This window comes from Stenotrophomonas sp. (assembly GCF_036662295.1).
Lineage (GTDB): Bacteria > Pseudomonadota > Gammaproteobacteria > Xanthomonadales > Xanthomonadaceae > Stenotrophomonas.
The window spans coordinates 38115-57032 of sequence record NZ_JAVWXA010000009.1; the positions used below are offsets into that span (position 1 = coordinate 38115).

General features: G+C 61.9%; 14 protein-coding genes and 2 pseudogenes. 1 reads left to right on the plus strand and 15 read right to left on the minus strand.

Annotation, left to right across the window (positions count from 1 at the left end; translation table 11 throughout):
* Positions 1-247: 247 nt before the first annotated feature.
* The 8 genes from RSA25_RS03300 to RSA25_RS03335 form a co-directional block, all read right to left on the minus strand.
* Complete coding sequence (locus RSA25_RS03300; RefSeq protein WP_332807489.1) at positions 248-763, minus strand: hypothetical protein; 516 nt, start codon at positions 761-763, stop codon at positions 248-250.
* A gap of 117 nt (positions 764-880) precedes the next feature.
* A complete protein-coding gene (locus tag RSA25_RS03305) occupies positions 881-1474 on the minus strand; it encodes a TetR/AcrR family transcriptional regulator (RefSeq protein ID WP_332807490.1) in 594 nt (197 codons plus the stop codon).
* A 61-nt stretch (positions 1475-1535) separates the two neighbouring features.
* Positions 1536-1862 carry an antibiotic biosynthesis monooxygenase gene (locus tag RSA25_RS03310; protein WP_332807491.1) on the minus strand — a complete coding sequence of 109 codons (327 nt, stop codon included), beginning with the start codon at positions 1860-1862 and terminating at the stop codon, positions 1536-1538.
* Positions 1859-2782: a zinc-dependent alcohol dehydrogenase family protein gene (locus tag RSA25_RS03315; protein ID WP_332807492.1), complete on the minus strand. Its 924-nt coding sequence runs from the start codon at positions 2780-2782 to the stop codon at positions 1859-1861. The genes RSA25_RS03310 and RSA25_RS03315 overlap by 4 nt, the downstream gene beginning before the upstream one ends.
* 100 nt (positions 2783-2882) lie before the next feature.
* Positions 2883-3185, minus strand: a complete 303-nt coding sequence (locus RSA25_RS03320) for a metalloregulator ArsR/SmtB family transcription factor (protein ID WP_332807493.1) — start codon at positions 3183-3185, stop codon at positions 2883-2885.
* Between the two features lie 76 nt (positions 3186-3261).
* A complete protein-coding gene (locus RSA25_RS03325) occupies positions 3262-3900 on the minus strand; it encodes a hypothetical protein (protein ID WP_332807494.1) in 639 nt (212 codons plus the stop codon).
* Positions 3901-4001: 101 nt separating this feature from the next.
* Positions 4002-4784, minus strand: coding sequence for a 3-hydroxybutyrate dehydrogenase (locus RSA25_RS03330; RefSeq protein WP_332807495.1), 783 nt, complete (start codon positions 4782-4784; stop codon positions 4002-4004).
* A gap of 82 nt (positions 4785-4866) precedes the next feature.
* Positions 4867-5706, minus strand: a complete 840-nt coding sequence (locus tag RSA25_RS03335) for a type 1 glutamine amidotransferase domain-containing protein (protein ID WP_332807496.1) — start codon at positions 5704-5706, stop codon at positions 4867-4869.
* 96 nt (positions 5707-5802) lie between these two features.
* On the opposite strand from RSA25_RS03335, the gene RSA25_RS03340 reads away from it, so the two are divergent.
* On the plus strand, positions 5803-6732 hold the full coding sequence (locus tag RSA25_RS03340; protein ID WP_332807497.1) for a LysR family transcriptional regulator: 930 nt from the start codon (positions 5803-5805) through the stop codon (positions 6730-6732).
* A 325-nt stretch (positions 6733-7057) separates the two neighbouring features.
* On the opposite strand, the gene RSA25_RS03345 is transcribed toward RSA25_RS03340, so the two are convergent.
* From RSA25_RS03345 to RSA25_RS03375, 7 genes and pseudogenes are all read right to left on the minus strand, one after another.
* Entirely contained in the window at positions 7058-9844 is a 2787-nt protein-coding gene (locus tag RSA25_RS03345) for an SNF2-related protein (protein ID WP_332807498.1), read from the minus strand.
* A 9-nt stretch (positions 9845-9853) separates the two neighbouring features.
* Positions 9854-10366 carry a hypothetical protein gene (locus RSA25_RS03350; protein ID WP_332807499.1) on the minus strand — a complete coding sequence of 171 codons (513 nt, stop codon included), beginning with the start codon at positions 10364-10366 and terminating at the stop codon, positions 9854-9856.
* Positions 10363-13578, minus strand: a complete 3216-nt coding sequence (locus tag RSA25_RS03355) for a DUF1156 domain-containing protein (protein ID WP_332807500.1) — start codon at positions 13576-13578, stop codon at positions 10363-10365. The genes RSA25_RS03350 and RSA25_RS03355 overlap by 4 nt, the downstream gene beginning before the upstream one ends.
* Positions 13579-13900: 322 nt before the next feature.
* Positions 13901-14920 (minus strand): hypothetical protein, encoded by a 1020-nt coding sequence (locus RSA25_RS03360; RefSeq protein ID WP_332807501.1) that lies wholly within the window; start codon positions 14918-14920, stop codon positions 13901-13903.
* Positions 14920-17667, minus strand: coding sequence for a DUF499 domain-containing protein (locus RSA25_RS03365; protein WP_332807502.1), 2748 nt, complete (start codon positions 17665-17667; stop codon positions 14920-14922). Before RSA25_RS03365 ends, RSA25_RS03360 begins: the two co-directional genes overlap by 1 nt.
* 479 nt (positions 17668-18146) lie before the next feature.
* A pseudogene (locus RSA25_RS03370) lies at positions 18147-18287 on the minus strand (IS3 family transposase); the annotation flags it as partial.
* A gap of 122 nt (positions 18288-18409) precedes the next feature.
* Positions 18410-18918, minus strand: a pseudogene (locus RSA25_RS03375) (GMP synthase (glutamine-hydrolyzing)); the annotation flags it as partial.

Below are 18918 nucleotides of genomic sequence, written 5' to 3' on the forward strand. Positions count from 1 at the left end.
TCGGGTCCTGGAATGAAAGCGGGGGCGCAGCCACCGCGTGGTGCCTATCCCACTGCGGCGCTTGCGACCGGCGGCGCCAATCTACGCCATCCACCCACCAGGAGGTGTCAAAGACGCGCGCATACCCTTCCTGGCGCTTCCATTGAACGTGGCGACATCCCAACGGGCGTCGGCCATCCGCGTAGCGATGATCACCGTCATGGCTGCGGCCCGGATACGCAGGACCGGGCATGCGGCCGTGGGGGCCTCATCCAGTCTGCTGCAGGCGTCCTGCCGCGCGCGTCCGTGCACGGATGCGCCGGCACTGCAGCGCGAAGCCGATCACGAACAACACCAGCCACACCAGCAACGTGGCCGGCACTGGCGCCGCCAGCGGTGCGGCGGCCACCGGGTGCGCGGGCGGCAGGCGGGTCAGCGTTTCATTGGTGCCCGGCACCAGCGACAGCAGGAAACTGAAAGACAGCGCGAAGGTGCCCAAGTACGGTCGCGCCCGGCCGAGGAAGCCCAGCCGCGCCATCCCCACGCCACCGAAGGCGACCAGCAGAATCACGATGCCGAATGCGTGGCCCGGGTTGAGGCCGCCCGTGCTGGATACCCCCAAGGCACTCACCACCGAAAGCACCAGACCCCACAGGTACACCTTGCCCGGGCGGGTGGCCGGGGCGATGGCGCGGTGCCGGATGAAGCCATACAGGCCGGCCAGCACCGGCACGAGGCTGAGCGCGGTGTGGACGACGCCCAGCGGCGAGAGCGAATGACTCATTGGGTACAACCTCATGGTGAAAAGGACGGACAAGACGAAATGACGCGGATAAACCTACTAGTAGGTAGGTCAAGAGGGCAAAACAAAAGCCCTCAACGAGGGCTTCGCAGTCAACGCTCAGGGCTGGCGGGTCAACCGCGCGATGCACAGCCGGCCCAGGGTCTCGAACGTGCCCGGGTCGGCAAACCCGCGCGCGGCCAGCATGGCGCCGTGCACCGAGGCCATGAACGCGCGCGCCTCGTCGGCGGCCGGTCCCTGCAGCTGGAACTGCCCGCTGCCCGCGCCCTGGGCCAGCACGACGGTCAACCAGGCGGTGAGATCCTCGAAGTGGCCGCGTACTTCCTCGGCCACCTCCTCCGGCAGCAACGGCAGTTCGGCAGCCAGCATCGCGCAGATGCAGAACGAGGACGTGCCGCCGCGGATGCAGCTGGACCAGTAGTCCACGTAGGCGTTGAGTTCGCGCAGCGGATCGGCCAGCTGGCGGTCCAGCAGGGCCAGGCCTTCGCGTGCCTCGGCGCGGTAGCGCGCCACCACCACCTGCACCAGCTCGGCCTTGCTCGGGAAATGGTGATGGATGCTGGCCTTGCTGATCGCCACGCGCGTGGCGATGTCGGCATAGCTGAAGCCGTTGTACCCGCCGGTTTCCAGCAGCGTGCGGGCATGGCCGACGATTTCGGCGGCTTTGGGCGACAACGGTTCGACGACCTGCATGGGGTGCTCCTCAAGGACCGATGCGGCCGGGCGAAGATCGACCGGCCGCAACCACAACCTACTAGTTGGTAGACTGCATGTCAATTCCTCCCCATGCCGATGCAACGCCCTGCACGTGCTGCACCGTCGGCTCGGCCGCGAGGTAAGGCGCCAACCGCGCCATGAACACCGCGTGGTCCGCGCTCGCCTCAAACCCCGGGCGGTGGTCGGCCAGCGTCTGCCAGCGCACGATCAGGGTGCACACCGTCGGCGACTCGATTCCCTGCGCCAGCAGGTGGCCAGCATGGCCCGGCGCGCGTGCGAGAAGCGGCGCCACCGCATCGAATGCCTCCCGAAAGCCCGCGATGCCGTCGGCATGCACCGGCAGTGTTGCGATCTCGTGGATCATGCCACCACCGCGATCGCGATCTTGCCGCGCAGGCCATTGTCCGGGCGCTCCAGCAGCGCATGCGCCAGCGCGATATCGGCCAGCGGGAACACCGCGCCGATATGCGGGCGCAACTGGCCGCGTGCCACCAGCGCACTCAGTTCATCGAGCTTGCTGCGGTGCTGGCGGGTGAACACGAAGTGGTAGCTGGCGTTCTTGCCCCAGGCCTGGATCAGGTTCTGCGGCTGGGCGATATCCACGATGCTCACCACCCGCCCCAACTGGGCCAGCACGTCGGCACTGCGCGCCAGCGTGTCCCCACCGATCGTATCGAACACCACGTCCACCCCGCGCCCCTGCGTTTCGCGTGCGATCGCCTGCACGTAATCCTCCTGCTCGAAGTCGATCACCACGTCCGCGCCCAGGCCACGTGCGAACTCGAAATTGGCCTCGCGCACCGTCGTGAACACCCGCGCGCCCATGGCCTTGGCCAGCTGGATCGCCACGTGCCCCACCCCGCCGGCGCCACCGTGCACCAGCACGCTCTCGCCGACCCGCAGTGCCGCCCGCCCCACCAGCGCTTCCCACGCGGTGCCGCCCACCAGGGTCAGGCTGGCCGCCTCCAGGTGGCTCAACGACGGCGGCTTGAGCCCGACGATCGCCTCATCGGCCACGTGGTACTCGGCATAGCTGCCCTGCCCCTGGAAGATCTGCGGGGTGTACCAGACCGCATCACCGGGGGCGAAGCGGGTCACGCCCGGGCCCACCGCCTCGACCACGCCGGACACATCGTGGCCGGTGATCGCCGGACGCGGCACCAGGTCGGCGTAGTCGCCGCGCCGCACCTGGTAGTCCAGCGGATTGATCGCCGTGGCGTGCACCCGCACCAGCACCTGCCCGGCCTGCGGCACCGGCGTGGGCACCTCACGGAATGCGAACACGTCCGGCCCGCCAAAAGAATCCAATACCTGCGCTTTCATTGCCATTCCTCATTTCGATAAAAAGGGATATCGGTATTTGTCGATATCCTGCGGTAAAACCTCACAGCTCTTTGCCGATGATCGCCGCCAGCGTCCGGATGGTGTCCTCATTGCGCTTGTAGTACGTCCACTGTCCGATGCGCCGCACCTCCACCAGTCCGGCGCGCTGCAGGGTGGCCAGGTAATCGGACACCGTGGACTGCGACAACCCCACGCCTTCCTGGATGCTGCTCACGCACACCCCCACGGTCTCCACGTCGCCCTCGTCCTGCGGCGGGAAATGCCGGGCCGGGTCCTTGAGACCCTTGAGGATCTCCAGTCGGGTCCGGTTGGAGAGCGCTTTGAAGATGTCGAGCAGGTCCATGCCGCGATCATATCGAGATTTACCGATATGTCAATGCGAAGGAAATGCCGGCGCTCCCGATCCGCGGGGCCGTCGGCTACGTCATCGCCCCCTTTGTCGGCTCGAACCCCTGCGCGTGGAGTTCGCCCAGCCGGAACAGGTCACCCGAGTCGAAGCCCACCACCACGCCTACCGGCGCCGTCGCGCCCAGCAACTGGTATATGCGCCCGTCCAGCGAGGCGCGAAGCAGCAGCGTTGCGAAGGACAGTGCAAAGACCACGTGGCCTGGCGTACCCAGCCCGCCGACCTCGTCCGCGTTGCAGATCACGCCGGCCGCCTTCAACGTCGCCGAGCCGAGGCAGGCCCTGTCCGGATAGTGGCTGGGACCGCGCCACAACCACTCGCAAGCCTTGTCCGCCGGATCGTAGTGACTCAACAGGCCCACATACAAATCTGCAAACTCCACCCCGTCGCCGTTCGCCAGTTCACCAAGGCCGAAGTAGAGCGCGCGCACCGGGAATGGGCACGGTGCGCGGCGCAGCACGCGGGTCAGCCACTCGCCCACACCGGCACGTTCCACCGAACAATCGAGTGCCTTCAGTGCCGTCCAGGACGGGTGCGGAAGGCGTAGGTCAGCCCAGGCCAACAGCGCCTGCATGGACGCGTTGACGTCGGTTGAAGCGCGCACTTCATCCGCCAGGAGGCGGTAGAAGGTGCCGTAATCCAGTGCTGACATCGTGCTGCCTTGCAGGTGCGGAAGGAACCGGGAACTGTAGCGCCTGCTGGTGACGTCGGATCAGGCCGCAACGTCATCCAGCCGGTTGGGCCACCGGCGGGTCAGCGGGCTGTCCAGCCCCCATCCATCGGCAGTGCCGTGCCGGTCACCTGGGCAGCGGCGTCCGAGGCCAGGAAGACCACCATTTGCCCGAGCTGCTCGGGCGTCACGAACTGCAACGAGGGCTGCTTTTCGGCCAGCAGTGCGCGCGCGGCGGACGCCTGGTCCGTGCCCTCCCGTTCCGCCAGCGCGGTGATCTGCTGCTCGACCAGCGACGTTCGCACCCACCCTGGGCAGATGGCATTGGCCGTGATGCCCGTGCCCGCGTTTTCCAGCGCGGTGACCTTGGTAAACCCGACCACGCCATGCTTGGCCGCCACATAGGCCGACTTGTTCACCGAACCCACCAACCCGTGCACCGACGCGATGTTGATGATGCGGCCGGATTTCTGCTGCTTCATGTGGGGCAAGGCCGCTGCCGTTGCATGGAACACCGCCGAGAGGTTCAGCGCGAGGATCGCGTCCCATTTTTCCACGGGAAATTCCTCGATCGACGCGGTGTGCTGGATGCCCGCATTGTTCACCAGGATGTCGATGCGGCCCATCGTGGCCACGGCACGGGCGATCATTTCCCGCACCGCCTCACCATGGGACAGATCGGCGCCGTCATGCGCTACCCGCACACCGAACTCGGCCACAAGGCTGGAGCGGAGGCGTTCGATCTCCTGCGCATCGCCGAAGCCGTTCAGCACGATGTCGGCGCCCTGCCGCGCGAGGGCCGTGGCGATGCCGAGACCGATACCACTGGTGGAACCGGTCACCACCGCGACTTTTCCATTGAACATGGGGGAGATTCCATCGGGGGGAGCCGTGAGTGTAGCCCCAGTCGATCCGGGCCTCGCGTGGAGGCTCCTCGTCAACGCCCCGTCACTTCAACCGCTCGACCAACCGCTGCCCTACTTCCAACGCAGAAGCCGGGTTCTGCCCGGTGATCAATTCGCGATCCACCACCACATGGTTGGTCCACGGCGTAGTGTTGCTGCTGAACCGTGCGCCGGCCCGTTGCAGCGCCGTCTGCGGGTAGAACTTCATCTCACCGCCGCCCAATTGCGGCTTGGCCTGTTCTTCTTCCTGGTTGCTGATCACCGTCATCTGGTAGCCGCTGTAGATCCACTTCGGCGTGGCCGGCGTGGCACCGGCTTCCAGCTTCTCCGCGAAACCGTTGGCATCCGGTAGCGTGGACAGCAGCGCGATCGGCCCGTGGCAGACCAGCGCGGTGGTCTTGTTGCGCTGGTGGAAGTCGGCCAGCAGGCGACCCAATGCCGGGCTCTTCAGCAGGTCCTGCATCGGCGCGTGGCCACCGGGGATGTAGACCGCATCGAAGTGCGCGTAGCCCTGCTGCTCGATGCGCGCCAGGCTGACCACCGGCGATGCCGTCGGCGAGGTCAACGCCAGTTTCTCCAGCAGCGCCTCGTGAAGTTTCAGCTGCGTGGCATCGTTGCCGAAGTACGCCGGCGTCACCGAGGAGGCATCCACCGTCGGCGCCCGCCCCTGTGGCGTGGCGAAGGTCACTTCGTGGCCCGCGTCCAGCAGCAGCTTGACCGGCTGCATCAGTTCGTTGAGATAAAAGCCGGTGGACAGCACCTTGCCGTCCTTCAGGTCGAGGTGGTTTTCGTCGGACAGCACCACCAGCACGTTGGCGGCGTGGGCGCCGGTCGCGGCCAAGGTCAGGGCCAGTGCTGCGGCCAGCCGGGTCATCAGGTTCATGGGGAGCTCCTATCGGGGAATGGCCGCCACTTTATTCATCGCCCCAGCGGCGATAAATTGGCCTTCCCGCAAAACATCTGTTCCCCGGAGAGCCAAATGAGCCGCAAGTTCGACTATCTGGGCGATGTGGAGGTGTTCCTGGCGGTGGTCGAGCACGGCTCGTTCACCGCCGGCGCGGTGGCGCTGTCCACCACCCCCTCGGTATTGAGCCGCGCGGTCAGCCGTCTGGAAGCCCGGCTAGGCCGGCAGCTGCTGCAGCGGACCACCCGCCGCGTGGGCCTGACCGACGCCGGGCGGCTCTATCTGGAACAGGTGCGCACCGCCTTCGACCTGCTGGACGACGCCGAGCGCGAGGTACAGGGACAGGACGGCGCGCTGGCCGGCCGCGTGCGCCTGAGCGTGCCGACCACCTATGGCCACTACCGGCTGCCACCCGTGCTGGCGCGCTTTGCGCAGCAGTACCCGCAGGTGCATGTTGAGCTGAACATCACCAATCGCAACGTGGATTTGGTGGCGGAGGGTTTTGACCTGGCTATCCGCTTGGGGCAGCTGCCGGATAGTGGGCTGGTGGGGCGGAAGCTGGAGGATGCGGCGCTGGTGCTGGTGGCTGCACCGGACTACCTGGAACGCCGGGGTACGCCCCAAACGCTAGAAGACCTGCAGCAGCACCTGTGCCTGCCGTTTGTGATGCCGCGGACTGGGCGGTTGGCCCCGTGGGTATTTCGGGATGGCGGGCGGGATGTGGACTGGGTGCCGCGTTCGTCGATTGAGACTTCAGACGATGTGCTGGGCGTGGTGTCGTTGGCCGAACAGGGGATTGGGATTTGCCAGAGTTATGAATTCATCGTGCGGGAGCGGTTGCTGCGGGGGCAGTTGGTGGAGGTGCTGCCGCATCTGCGGGGGCGGTCGAGGTCGTTCTCGGTGATCTATGCGCCGCATCGGCGGCAGTCGGCGGCGGCGCGGGCGATGATTGCGTTATTGGTGGCGAACACAAAAGCATGTGCGAAAGGCATTAACGATGATTGATGCTTCGGTAGTGGCGGGCTCTACCGAGTCCGAACCCGTTCTCGGGCGCGAGTGGGCTCTTTCCCCTTACGCCGTCCTCCGGGTGGCCTCATCGTTCCACTTGCCAAGTGGTTCGACAACGGATTGAAGTAAGAGAGCACGAGCTACTCAAATGCAGGCTGGAGAATGCGAGTCATCTACCCGAGTCTTGCAGGGCGCCGAAACTCAAGGTCGCCAGAATTCCGAAGGACTGCTTAGCGGTCTTTCGCTTTCGACTAGTCCCTGATACTTTCTGCCAAATCAATGTCATGCCTCGCTGATTCTTGGCTTCCTCGGCTTCCGAGCATCAATCTTGCTTAGCAATGATCTCAACATATCCAATCAGCTCTGCTGAGTAGCTATCTCCCCCGGTTGCCGCTCCCTTGTGCTTAAGCTCACGCTGTAGTGTCGGCTCCACGGTGAGGGCAAACAGTGCCAAGCGCTGCTCCGGTGTAAAACTCGGCAAGATCACCGGCGCTTGCAGATACCGTTCGCATTGCCGCTCAATTGTCGGCACCCGTGTCCCATCCTGCTTGACTGCAATGGGCTGCACCGCCACGCGGCGCTCCCCGTTGCCGGCAGACGCCTCCACCATCCACAAGGACAGCAGTACCGGCTCGTCAACGTCCCCATCCACCGCAATGCCGATGTCTTCGGGCATCACGCTGCGCCAGCGGTCGAGTTCTTCCTGCACCAGGGGGTGATCCAACCCCATCAGCTCCAGATCATCCCTGCTGGTCGCTGTATCACGGTTCAGTGTGAAACGTGCACGGCGCGTACCATCTGTTGTTACAAGGTCGTAGGTTTCTTCGTTCACCTTCAGCAGCTTCTGCTGGCGGTCTGCCACTGCTGCCGACAGAAAGCGCATCAGCCGATCAAGGCTGGAGGACACATCCGAGAAGGGCTGGTAGTCATCGAGGCTGAAACCGTCGAGGTCTTGAAAGAGGTCGAACACGACCTGCCGTGCCTCGCGGGAATTGGACAACGCCGCTTCCAGCTCCACCTGGGTGCGCTTCAGTTCAGGGTCAGACAGCGCCTCTTGGTACAGGCGGTCGTAGTTCAGCCGTTCGGACAGCTGCCCCAGAATCTGCGCCCGAAGGTCTTCAGCCACATTGCCCTGGTCATCGGTCTTGCCGACCGTGCGTGCAATTTCAGTCAACTTCTCGTCCAGCAGCAGGAAGATGCGCCCCTCGATGGTGTCTGACAGCACGAGGTTGTAGACCTGCGCCGTGTGATGCTGTCCATAGCGATGAATCCGCCCAATACGCTGCTCCATGTCCATCGGGTTCCACGGCAGGTCGAAATTGAACAGAATGCGAGCGAATTGCAGATTCAAGCCCTCGCGACCAGCAGCTGTACATACAAGCACACGCGGACCGTCTTTCAGGCGGAACTTCCGCTCTGCTGCCAGCTTTGCACCGTGATCGCCACCGCGCAGCACCACCACGCCCTGGCCGGGATAAGCCTGGTCAATTTCGCGAGCAATCAAATCGACCGTGCCAAGATAGGTGGCAAAGATCACGATCTTCTCGTTGGCGTTCTGTCGCCACAGGTGCCCCAGGCCATCGAGCAGCTTTTGCGCCTTGGTTTCACGCTGCTGCGGGAAGATGCGCAGCAGGTCGCCGATCCGCAGGCGCTCCTCGGGCAGATGCAGTTCCACCACGGCAGACGCGGCCTCCTCGGCGTGCGTAGCCGAATACTCGCTGCCATAAAGGTCGGAGGCTATTTCCAGCGCCTCTTCATCCAGTTTCTTCACCAGCCGGTACTTGAGGTCAGCCAACACGCGATCCACCTCGCTGCGACCAACGCTGTCGCGCGGCAAGCCAAATTCCTCATGAATCAGCTCGCGCGCTTCCTCGGTCAGGCGTTCTCGGCCTTCGATGTCGAGCTCCTTGTCGCGCAGCAATGCCTCGTGCAGCGTCAGCATCAACAGACGGCGCTTGAGCGTGCGGCGCACGGCGGCAAAGCTTGATGCCGCGATCTTCTGGAAGATCGCCATCAAGAAGCCCAGTGCGCGACCTTGATTGCCCTGGCGGCGAGCCAGATCGAAACCGTCCTCCAGATATGCGCGCAGCTTCTCGTAGAACAGGCGCTCCTCCTGATTCATCAAGAAGGACTCGGTATGCACCCAGCGCCGGGCAAACAGGGGTGAGCCATCGGGTTGGCACGCATCGGCCTTCGTGCGACGGAACATCACCGTATTCAGACGATGGCGGTTCTCCAGCATGTCCTCGGGACTGCCAAACAGCGTCGGGTTCAAGAGCTGCACCAGCATCCAGAACTGGAAGTGATTGCCTTGGTGCGGCGTAGCAGACAGGAGCAAAAGGTCACGCGCGTGATCCTTCAGCGCTTCGGCCAGCTTGTAGTTTTCAGTCTTGCGTACCTTGCCGCCCGTGCGGTGGGCGGTGAGGTGATGTGCTTCGTCGAACACCACCAGATCCCAGCGTGGCGCATCCAGTAGGCGCTTGATACGGGCAGGTCGCTTCAAGGTGTCGATGCTTGCAATCAGCCGGTCGTGTTTGGCGAAGGCATTGGTCTTGCGGTCGGTGATGTCGCCCTCGGAGCCAAACACCTCGAAGTCAAGATTGAACACCTCATTCAGCTCGCGGTGCCAGTTGTTCACTAAGCCCGCGGGTACCACCATCAGCGCCCGCGTCAATTCGCCCCGGCTGGCCAGTTCACGCAGAATCAGCGCGGCTTCGATGGTTTTTCCCAAGCCCACCTCGTCAGCGATCAGATAACGTCGTGGTGAAGCAGTGGCTATGCGGTGCGTCAGCACCACCTGATGCGGCAACAGATCAATGCGCGCCGAGGTCAGCGCCGAGGCGCTTTCCATCACCGGCAATGCGTGCGCTTCGTAAGACAGCCATGCCTTTCGTGCCCGGCCTGAGTCGCTTGCCACCGATTGCAGAATGCGTTCGGTACGGGTGCGCTCGCGGCGTACCGAACTAACCGGCACGCGGCGCTCGCCCACGCCAAAGAACGCGCGCAGATAGCCATCGTGCGCCGGTTCGAGCACCACGCCTGCGCCAAACTCGGCGTGGTTAATGCGCTCGCCTGGATTGAACAAATTCTCAAAATCGCCTGGTTGCACGCGCTAACCTCAGGTAATCCGAAGGTGAAACAGGCCGGCCGCTTTCGCGCCCTCGCGCAGCCGAATTTCCTGGGGGTACTCGTTGGCCTCACCCCACAGAAGGCGGCCAAAGTCCAGCTGTTGACCCCGATGCGGCGCGTCGCACAGCCAGTACACTGCGTCAGTGGACGCCTGCACGCGCAAACGACCTTGACCCTGCGGCATCCAGAAAATCAAAGCTGCTTCTCCACCGTATCCATCTTGAAATGACAGGATGGCGCGTTTAATCGTGTCGCCCAGCCAGGTTTCGCCTTGATCGGGGGCCAGCAGGTCCAGGCTGCCCTCCAGCCCGGCCACCACCAACGTCTGCCCGCCGTTGCTGGGCAGGTCATCCGGCCAGCCATTTGCACTGGGGACTGCCGCCTGCAGAAACTGCCGCAGGCTCCAAACCTCGCCCGCCGAGCACACTGTGTTGCGTGCCTCCTCATCCCACAGCCAGCTGGCGCCGCGCCGTTGCCATACCGTATCGAGCACCTGCCTCATTGTGTGTACCCCTCATCGTCATCAAACAGCGAAACCTGCTGCGGCTTGGGTGCCTGGCTGGCTTGCCAGGTGGAGAAGATCGCCACCGCCCGCGAGGCGGCGTTGCGGGTGGTTTGATCGGAGCCGTTCCTCTCTAGCCATTCCAGCAGCGGCTTGAGCGCGATGTGCGGCTTAAAGTTTTCGTTCGTCAGCGTGTCCGATGCATTGATGCCGCTGCTATCCACGCAGGCACCGATCAGCACCAGTGCCTGATCGAGATCGGAGGTGAGCTTGCGCTTGTGCTTACCCTGCCAGTCGCGGGCGAAATCCAGCGGCGCGGTGCGGGTGAAGACCTTTTTCACCTCACTGCACCAGCCACGCTGCTCAAAGTCATCCGGCGTGGTGATGGTGCCGCGCAGGAACTTCTGCAACTGGTCGCGCTTCATCTCAGTGGCCGTGCCGAAGGTACGCAGAAACTGGCGCGTCATCGGCTCGGCATTCACCGGCGGTGGCTCCTTGCCCTTGTCAGCGTCCTCGTCGATGAGCTGGTTGATTCCGACTAGCGCATCGCGCACGGAAATGGTGCGGCCTTCGTCCACATAGACCTTGCCGTAGTGGCGAGAAAAATACTCCAGCGCCTTTCCGCGCCGGATCACCTGGATATCGGCAGCGGGCAGGCCTTCCTTGGCGTGGTTCTCCAGCATGGCCTGCAACTGGCGCACGTCGGCCATCACCTCGCGGCGCATACGGCCCCAGCTCACCGGCTTGGGCTCTTCGGTGCGCTTGCGGCAGACGTGGATGATGTCGTACTCGATAGTCTTGGAGCCGAACTCGCCTTCGCCCTTGGTTTCGTCGGAGCGAATGGGATAGGTCGCTTCGAGGTAGTAGCCTGCGTCGAACAACGACTCCAGCACCGCCACCCACGGCTCGTCCTCGCTGTGGTGGAAGGTGAAGGCCAGAATACCGCCGGGCTTCAATAGACGATGCGCTTCGCGCCAGCACTGGGTGAGCAAGCGCTGGTAGAAGCCGTCCGGGTCTTCCGGCTCGCGTGCCTTGTTGGCTACAGCTTCGAGAGACTTGGGCGTGTACTCGTTGCTGAAAATTTCTGGGTACTTGCCCTTGAGCGCCAGACGCAGCCAGACGTAGAAGAAATCGGCCAATTCCGAGTAGTGCAACAAGCCGCCGAAGGGTGGATCGGTGATGACAAGATCGAAGCTGCCGTTTTCAAGCTGCGCCAGATCGGTGGAAGATCCCTGATGCACGGCAACATCCAACGCCGGATCTCCGGGGAAGACCTTTTCACTTTTGCCGCTCAACTGGCCTGCCAACACGGGATCACGACGCCTCAGCGCTTCGATGCTTACCGAATCCCACGGTTGAGCCGCCCATTCTCGGCCATCAGTTATCCCGTCGATACAAGAGGCCCAATTGCCACGGCCCAGCACCGAAAATACACTATTTTCAACGACATTGTTCTTTGGGTGATAGTTGTTGTTGCTCATGTGCGGCACGAGCTTGTCGTAGCCGATGTCCCAGAAGCAGAACAGGTTTTGATTGCGCAAATACTGCTGAAAGGCACCGACAACAAATTCGCGCACCTCCCAATCGTAGTTACCGACTTCAACAATGGCCTTGAGCAGTTGCGCGTGCACCAGCAACTGGCGCGGGTTGAACATCGTCCACCAGTGCGTAAAGCCATAGTTCTCGCGGATGTCGCTGTTGGCAACTGCGGTCATGAACCCATATGGGACTTCAGAGCGAGGCCAGTAGTCTTTCAGGTCGGTGTCCTTACGCGCATCCCATTCGGCAAACGCAGCGTCATATTGCTCGGCGTGCGCAGTGCCGGAGGCCGCGAAGAAGCGTCCACTGTAGGGTTTTCCAGCAGCGTCGCGCTTGGGTGCATAGCCTTGCACCGCGTAAGCAGCCATTTGCCCGCTCTTCTTGGTCGCCTTGATGGAAGTCATTACATCCTGCACCGTGCCGCACGAAGCACAAGCGAAGTTGGAGCGTTTCGGCACGGTGCCGCTTTCCGGGGCAAAAGTGGAGCCCGTTTCAGGGTCGGTCACTTCTTCCGGCAGCGTGCCACGCACCTCCAGTAGGCGAATCGTGGATGCTCGCGCACTACCCCACCGCGTTGTAGCGGCCACGTCATCCTGCGCCGAGCCGCCGTAGGGCTGGCCATTCGCATCCAGCTTGCCTTCACCCGCCAGCCATTGCGGATGCACCAGCAGGCTCAATTCCACCTTCTTGTTCTTGCCTTTGCCCAAATTCACCAGCGCGGTGTGCCCACAGCGCGGGCAGATCACGCCCTTCCTACGGTCGAGCACGGAGAACGGGTACTCATCAGGCGCGACATACAGCGGCGCATCTGGCGCCATCCGTGCGGCTTCCTCTTCAACGTGAAATTCGCCGCTGCATTTGCTGCACGTATGTTCCCAGTGCTTCACGCTAATGGTCTTCAACGCCATCACCGGGCTGGTCATGATCGGCGTGCGGTGGCCGCAGCCCGTCACCTGGCAAGGACCGTGTTTGGCCCAGAAGGTGTAGATGACCTCCGGGCCTTCGTAGCGGTAGTCCTTGCGCTCGTCCTGTGGGATGGTCAGTGGGTCGAAGTCTTCATGCATCGCCTTGTTCGACGGCAGGTGCGTCCACGTACCTTTCTCACCCTCCGGGCCGTCGCAGTAGTAGTACGGCATGATCTGCGGCTTGACCTCAGCTTCGATGTCGGCAAGAAGCTTCTTCACTTCCTCCAGATCGACATTGGTCAGCTCTTGTTTGACCACGAACCACGCGACCGGGTTGAGGTCGTTGCCGACCATCTGCATGCCTAGGCGCGAGCCTTCTACCAACGTGGTGCCGCCGCCCATGAAGATGTCTGCCACCTTTAGGTGCTTGAATGCCCCTTTCTTCTGGTGGTTGGCGTAGTAGTTGTCCCACACTAGCTTGGCCGCGTGCGATCTGTCTTCAGGAGCCTTGGTCGCCGCAGCGATCAACATCGAACGAAACACACTGGAGCGCCGCCGCGCCCACCACTTTGACATTTGGTAAATCGGCTTGCCCGCATTGCCTTCGATGATTGCCACCTGATTGACGGGCAGGATCGGAAAATCCACCTCCAGGCAGGTTTTGGCACGATTAGGGTCGCTAAAATCGACCGTCTCCAGCGCGACGGGCTTGCCCGCCCCGACGGCTTTGGCGACTTGCTGTGCAAGTAGTTCTTTTTTGGTGGCCATTCAAGCGTCCTTAATCTTCTTGTGCGCGACTGCCTGCGCATGTTTTCTGCCGCGGCAACCAAATCAACTTCTGCTTTGGGCGTGGCCCAGCGCGACCACCCTAATCGCCTCAACTGCCTGTGCCCAAGCTCTTTTTGCTTCATATGTGGTCAGCACCGCACTAACGGCATTCGCCAGATGCTCTGCCAGAGCCCCCACACCAGGAAGGCCATAGCCACAAGAGAGTCCAGACCCCACAAGAAGCACAAGTGCTTCGCGAAAAGCGCCGTGTATTTCTGTGAAGAGATCGTCAAGTAACTCTGCCGCTGACATATCGCGCCGCCTACTTGGTTAATTCGACAAACGGCGACAGCACTTCTAGCAGAGAGAGACCACCATGCGTCAACGATGGGTAGCCGCCTTGACTGCGCCACTTTCTGCGGCCCAGCGCCAACAGGTGTGTGCCATGCGGGCCGTCGATTTGCAATGCGACTGGAGGAACGAAAGGGCCAACATCGCCATTCCCCGCTTTGCTGCGTCCGCTTGAAAAATTCTGCTTAAGGTGAGCGGCAACTTCGCCATCGGCATCAGGGAAATAACCAGTGGCAGCGTAGCCGTGATCCGATGTGATGACCAAGCGCCGCCCAGTCGCGAGGCGCTCAACGAAGCCCCAAAAGTCGTCACTGGTAAGTTGCTGCGCGGCATCCTTAGTTAGGAGCTCCAGCCCCTGGCCTGCGCCGTAATCGTGGAGCTTGGCATCTGGCCAGTGGTGCCAGAACACCCAGTTCTTCGCTCCCGAAGCGTTGCCAACCAAGCCTGCGCAGTCCTTCCACGGCAGATCGATGGTTTCGGTCTGTGCCGGTTGCAGCTTATGCGCCAAGCCGCCGCCGTTGGCTTGCAGTTGGCTGCGGCTGGCCAGCCCTAATGCGCGGGCAAACGGGTTGGTCTCACTAGGCAGCTCGGATGCAGTGGCGGCCACTGCGTGCAGGGTGAATCCACGCTCTTTGGCTCCTTGCAGCAGCCAGGGCAGCTCACGCAACGAGAGGCCGTCAAGAATCAGCACGGCGCGAGCGGCGCTATGGCCATAACCAGGCTCGCTCCACCAGCGCGCAAGCCGGTCTGAGGTACGTTCCACACCACTGACTTCGGGTTGGCCAAAGGTCTGCCACAGATCCCAGCCGCTAGAGGCAAGAAATAGATCGAGCTCGCCAATTTCGCGGTCACGCTTGACCACTTCGCCGGGGGCATTGCTTTCGGCCAGCGGTTTGGAGGCAATCTCTAGCGCCCGGTCGGTAATGATGCGCCACGCCTCATTCGGCCTTTCCTGGGTTAGGCGCTGCAAGTTTTGAGCATCCAACGCCATCAGTTGTCCTCCTTCTCAAGGCTCAACTCGAAAGTCATGCCATCGGGCAGCTTCTTGAGCAGTTCTTTGAGCTGCGCGCCGGTGGCGACAGATACCTTGATAGAGATTTGGGCCACCGGTGTGGCTGGGCCAATGCCCCAGCCTTCGAGCTTACCGATCAGGTTGAGCGACGAGGTTGGAGGGTTAGAGAGAGGAATTCGCGGTTTGGTGGTGCTGCTTGTGCCACCGAAAATTCCGCCCGGCGTAGAAGCTGGGGTGGATGGAGTGCCAGCCTGCGGCTCTTGTACACCGGGGGTCGGGATTGTGCTATGGCCAAAGATATTGCCGCCCAATCCGCCATTGCCGCCAGCCGGCGGCTGCGGAGCGGATGGAGTTGTGCCGCCGGTGGCGGACACCGCCGAGGGTTCCATCAGGAGCACTTCATCGAGCTGACGCCCGGTGTAGGAGAGCTTGGGCCGCAAGCGCCGCCAAGCGGTGTCCTCATCTTCGCCTGCCTGCGTTTGTAGGTGCTCCAGATTACGCAGGTTAATGGCGATTTTGCCATGCGCGCACAAGCGCAGGATGCGCTCCTTCATTGCGGTTTCACCCAGCCAGGGGATGCAATCCTGACCCGCAGGGCGAGGCTCTTGCAATTCACGCAGCAGCTTGCCGAGGGGGGCGTTCTCCGAGGCAGCTTCAAGCACCAGGTCTTCGAAGTCTTCGGGAACAAAGAGGTCGTTGGTCAGCGCTTCCTCGATGCCCTCGGGGATTTGTGCACCTTGCTTCTTCAGATGTTCCGTACTGAACAGCGATTGTTGCGGGTTCTGGTGGTCGTAGCGGTGCAGGATGGCAAACCGATCAAAGCGTTTCTTCAGGTTCTCGCGCAGCGTGCCTTCAAATTCTTTGTGGAGTTTCTTGTATTCGGGGTTCTGCCCACTCCATTCCTGCGCCTTCATTTCGGCGCGGGCGAGGATGAGCAGGTCACGATCCTGAAAGGCATTGGTGGAACCGGCGCGGGGCAACAAGAAACGAATGGTGTTGCGGCGTTTTTGCAGGTGATCCTTGAGCCAGCGTCCCAGCGTCTGGTCAACTTTTTCCGGTTCTTCGGGCAGGACCAGAATGGGAAGCCTGTCATCCCAGCGCTCCGGCTGCTCGGCTTCGTCGAGCGAGGCCCACGGATCGCTCTGCCACGATTTCGGCAGCGCAATCACGCGGAAAGTTTTAGCGACCTCGTCGCTGCCTCCAATGACATAGCGCACCTGCTTGGCAAGCTGCGCCTGATCGGAACCATCGGTGAACAGCTTGTCATTGCGCGCGCAAGCCATCAGCTTGGCGCGAGGGTTTTCTTCTTCGCGGAAGACCAAGCGCGGGCCATCCTGATGGATGTTGAAGCTGTTCTCCACGATGGTCGCCAGCTCAACCTGGAATGCATTGCTGTCGACCTGCTTGTTGCGGGTGATGTCTACCTGCAACGTAGCGGGTTCGGCGCCGGCGAGGTTGCCGACGGCAATGGAGCGCAGCCACAACGCACCTATGATTTCTTGTAGGTGAGGCGCAAGGTTGGCATGGTCGTACACCGCTTCGGTGACCGAAACGATGTTGTGTTGTGCTTTTTCGCGCAGGGTGCGATGGTGTTCGTTGGACACCGAATCCAGCAGCGCGCCAATGCCCGAGGCATCATCATCCAACCGAAAATCAGCGGCGGTGAGCACCGGCACCGCTTCGCCCCGACTCTTGTAGAGGTTGGCCAGAATGCGAATCATGTCGCGCGTTTCCTGCGCATCCGTGGCAATCAGCACCTGCTCCTCAAGCAAACGCAGCAAGTGCGGTGCGTAGGGCCAGGACTCAGTGAATTCGCGGCGCTTGCGATCCTGCTCGGCAGGCGGCACGTCCAGCAGTCGGAAATACTCGGAGACATGTTGCGCAACCAGGGATTCGATGGTGCCGTCTGCAATCTGCAGGCGGTTGTCGAACAAACGATGCAACAGCATCCGCCGTCGATCCTGTTGGATACGCTCGGCATTGCCTCCCGCCTTGAAGTCGATGGCCACCGGGTTGACACGGTGCACCTGCTGATAAGCGTCGCTGCCGCCGTTGCGCACAGAGATAACCAGCACCAGTAGGTCGGGGCGCTCTTTAGCGATCTCCGACAGGATCTGGATGAAATTGAATGCCCAGTGCTTCCAAGGGTACTGCTTGGTGTTGGTCAGGCCATCGTACCAAGTCTGGAATTCGTCTAGGAGCAGCATCGTGGGCCGATGCTCAAGCAGTTCGACGATGAGCTTGTCCGATGGGATGTCGGTCTTGGCCGCTCCCATACCTTCCCACTTGCCCTTGATGAATTCGCCGCGCGGATGGCGCTCGAACAGCAGGTCCCACAGGAATTTGTAGCGTTGACGGTGCAGACTCTCGCCAATGACCAACATGCCATCGCGCAGCGCGATCTTGCCGATGCCGGCATCACCCAGTGTACTTGACCAGGAGTTGAGCCATGTGCCCGTCGATGCGGCATCGTTGACTGCGTGGTAGAGCGCTGCCATCAAGTGCGACTTACCCAGGCCGCGCTCGCCGATCACGACCACTGGCCGCCCTTGGTTGGGGCCAACGGCTTCGATGCCCTTCAGTAGATCGTGGGTGGGATAGGTGATCTCCAGGAACGCCTGTGCGGCGATCTGGGTGGCACCAGTGTTCGAGTCGTTGGAAAGCTCAATGGCTGTCCCTTTGAGGCGCTTGCCCCGAAACTCTTCCCGCAGAGCCAATCCAAGCATTACTTTCTCCCTCTCTACGCGATTCTTCTTGGATACCGTCTTTGGACTGACCGGTCGACTACTATTTGATCGAGAGATCTTACGCACGCAGTAATCTCGAATTCCTACCAAGTCTAAAGGCAGGAATTTTCCTCCTGCTGCTAAGCGGTAGACCGTGCGCTTCACCACCTTCAAATAGGCAGGCATTTCTTCAGTGGTAAGAACTTAGTCGCTGGCGGCCAGCACGACGTGTCTATCCAACGGAATAGTGCATAACTCTTCACATTGTAGTCAAAATTGGTCGAACCTGCCGTCCCTGCCGACCTTTGGCAAGGGCGCCGTCTTCGATGCCGGTTTGGGAGCATTCGTTGCGTCGCCGCTTCGCTGACCACGCTGCTTCAGGCACGCTAAGCACGCCTCTGCGAAGGGACTAGCTCACCCCCTTTTCCCCTCACCATGTTGGGGCGGACTTCCTCCGACCTGAGTAGCTGCCAGGCTTTCAATCCGGCACTGATCCGATCTTCCTTAGTCTTCAACTGCGCGGCGTACTGGGCGGACTCTATTCCACTAGGCGCTCGCATGAGTCTTTCTACTTTGTAGTCGCGCCGCCAGCTTTCGACGCTGGTGCCCACATGAATCAATGCATGGAGCCCGCGCGCATTAACGCTGACAACCGAAATGTGGCTGCCATACCTTTACTGTTAAGTAATCCTGGACCTCCCGTGACAACAAGGGCGCCTCCCGGCGCCCTTGTTCTTTCAACTCATTCCCACTCAATAGTCGCCGGCGGCTTCCCCGAGATGTCATAAACAACCCGCGATACCCCCCGCAACTCATTGATGATCCGATTACTCACCGTCCCCAGGAAGTCATACGGCAGATGCGCCCAATGCGCCGTCATGAAGTCAATCGTCTCCACAGCCCGCAGCGCAATCACCCACTCATAAGCCCGCGCATCGCCCACCACGCCCACCGACTTCACCGGCAAGAACACGGCAAACGCCTGGCTGGTCTTGTCATACAGGTCCGCCTTGCGCAGCTCATCGATGAAGATCGCATCGGCCTTGGCCAGCAGCTCGGCGTACTCACGCTTCACTTCGCCCAGGATCCGCACGCCCAGGCCCGGGCCCGGGAACGGATGGCGATACACCATGCTGCGCGGCAGGCCCAGCTCAACACCCAGGCGGCGCACTTCGTCCTTGAACAGCTCGCGCAGGGGCTCCACCAGGCCCAGCTTCATGTGCTCCGGCAGGCCGCCCACGTTGTGGTGGC

What these genes read in the sequence shown, in the direction of transcription:
- RSA25_RS03300 (WP_332807489.1), bottom strand. Translation starts at nt 763, where the DNA reads ATGAGTCATTCGCTCTCGCCGCTGGGCGTCGTCCACACCGCGCTCAGC.
- RSA25_RS03305 (WP_332807490.1), bottom strand. Translation starts at nt 1,474, where the DNA reads ATGCAGGTCGTCGAACCGTTGTCGCCCAAAGCCGCCGAAATCGTCGGC.
- RSA25_RS03310 (WP_332807491.1), bottom strand. Translation starts at nt 1,862, where the DNA reads ATGATCCACGAGATCGCAACACTGCCGGTGCATGCCGACGGCATCGCG.
- RSA25_RS03320 (WP_332807493.1), bottom strand. Translation starts at nt 3,185, where the DNA reads ATGGACCTGCTCGACATCTTCAAAGCGCTCTCCAACCGGACCCGACTG.
- RSA25_RS03325 (WP_332807494.1), bottom strand. Translation starts at nt 3,900, where the DNA reads ATGTCAGCACTGGATTACGGCACCTTCTACCGCCTCCTGGCGGATGAA.
- RSA25_RS03330 (WP_332807495.1), bottom strand. Translation starts at nt 4,784, where the DNA reads ATGTTCAATGGAAAAGTCGCGGTGGTGACCGGTTCCACCAGTGGTATC.
- RSA25_RS03335 (WP_332807496.1), bottom strand. Translation starts at nt 5,706, where the DNA reads ATGAACCTGATGACCCGGCTGGCCGCAGCACTGGCCCTGACCTTGGCC.
- RSA25_RS03340 (WP_332807497.1), top strand. Translation starts at nt 5,803, where the DNA reads ATGAGCCGCAAGTTCGACTATCTGGGCGATGTGGAGGTGTTCCTGGCG.
- RSA25_RS03350 (WP_332807499.1), bottom strand. Translation starts at nt 10,366, where the DNA reads ATGAGGCAGGTGCTCGATACGGTATGGCAACGGCGCGGCGCCAGCTGG.
- RSA25_RS03355 (WP_332807500.1), bottom strand. Translation starts at nt 13,578, where the DNA reads ATGGCCACCAAAAAAGAACTACTTGCACAGCAAGTCGCCAAAGCCGTC.
- RSA25_RS03360 (WP_332807501.1), bottom strand. Translation starts at nt 14,920, where the DNA reads ATGGCGTTGGATGCTCAAAACTTGCAGCGCCTAACCCAGGAAAGGCCG.
- RSA25_RS03365 (WP_332807502.1), bottom strand. Translation starts at nt 17,667, where the DNA reads ATGCTTGGATTGGCTCTGCGGGAAGAGTTTCGGGGCAAGCGCCTCAAA.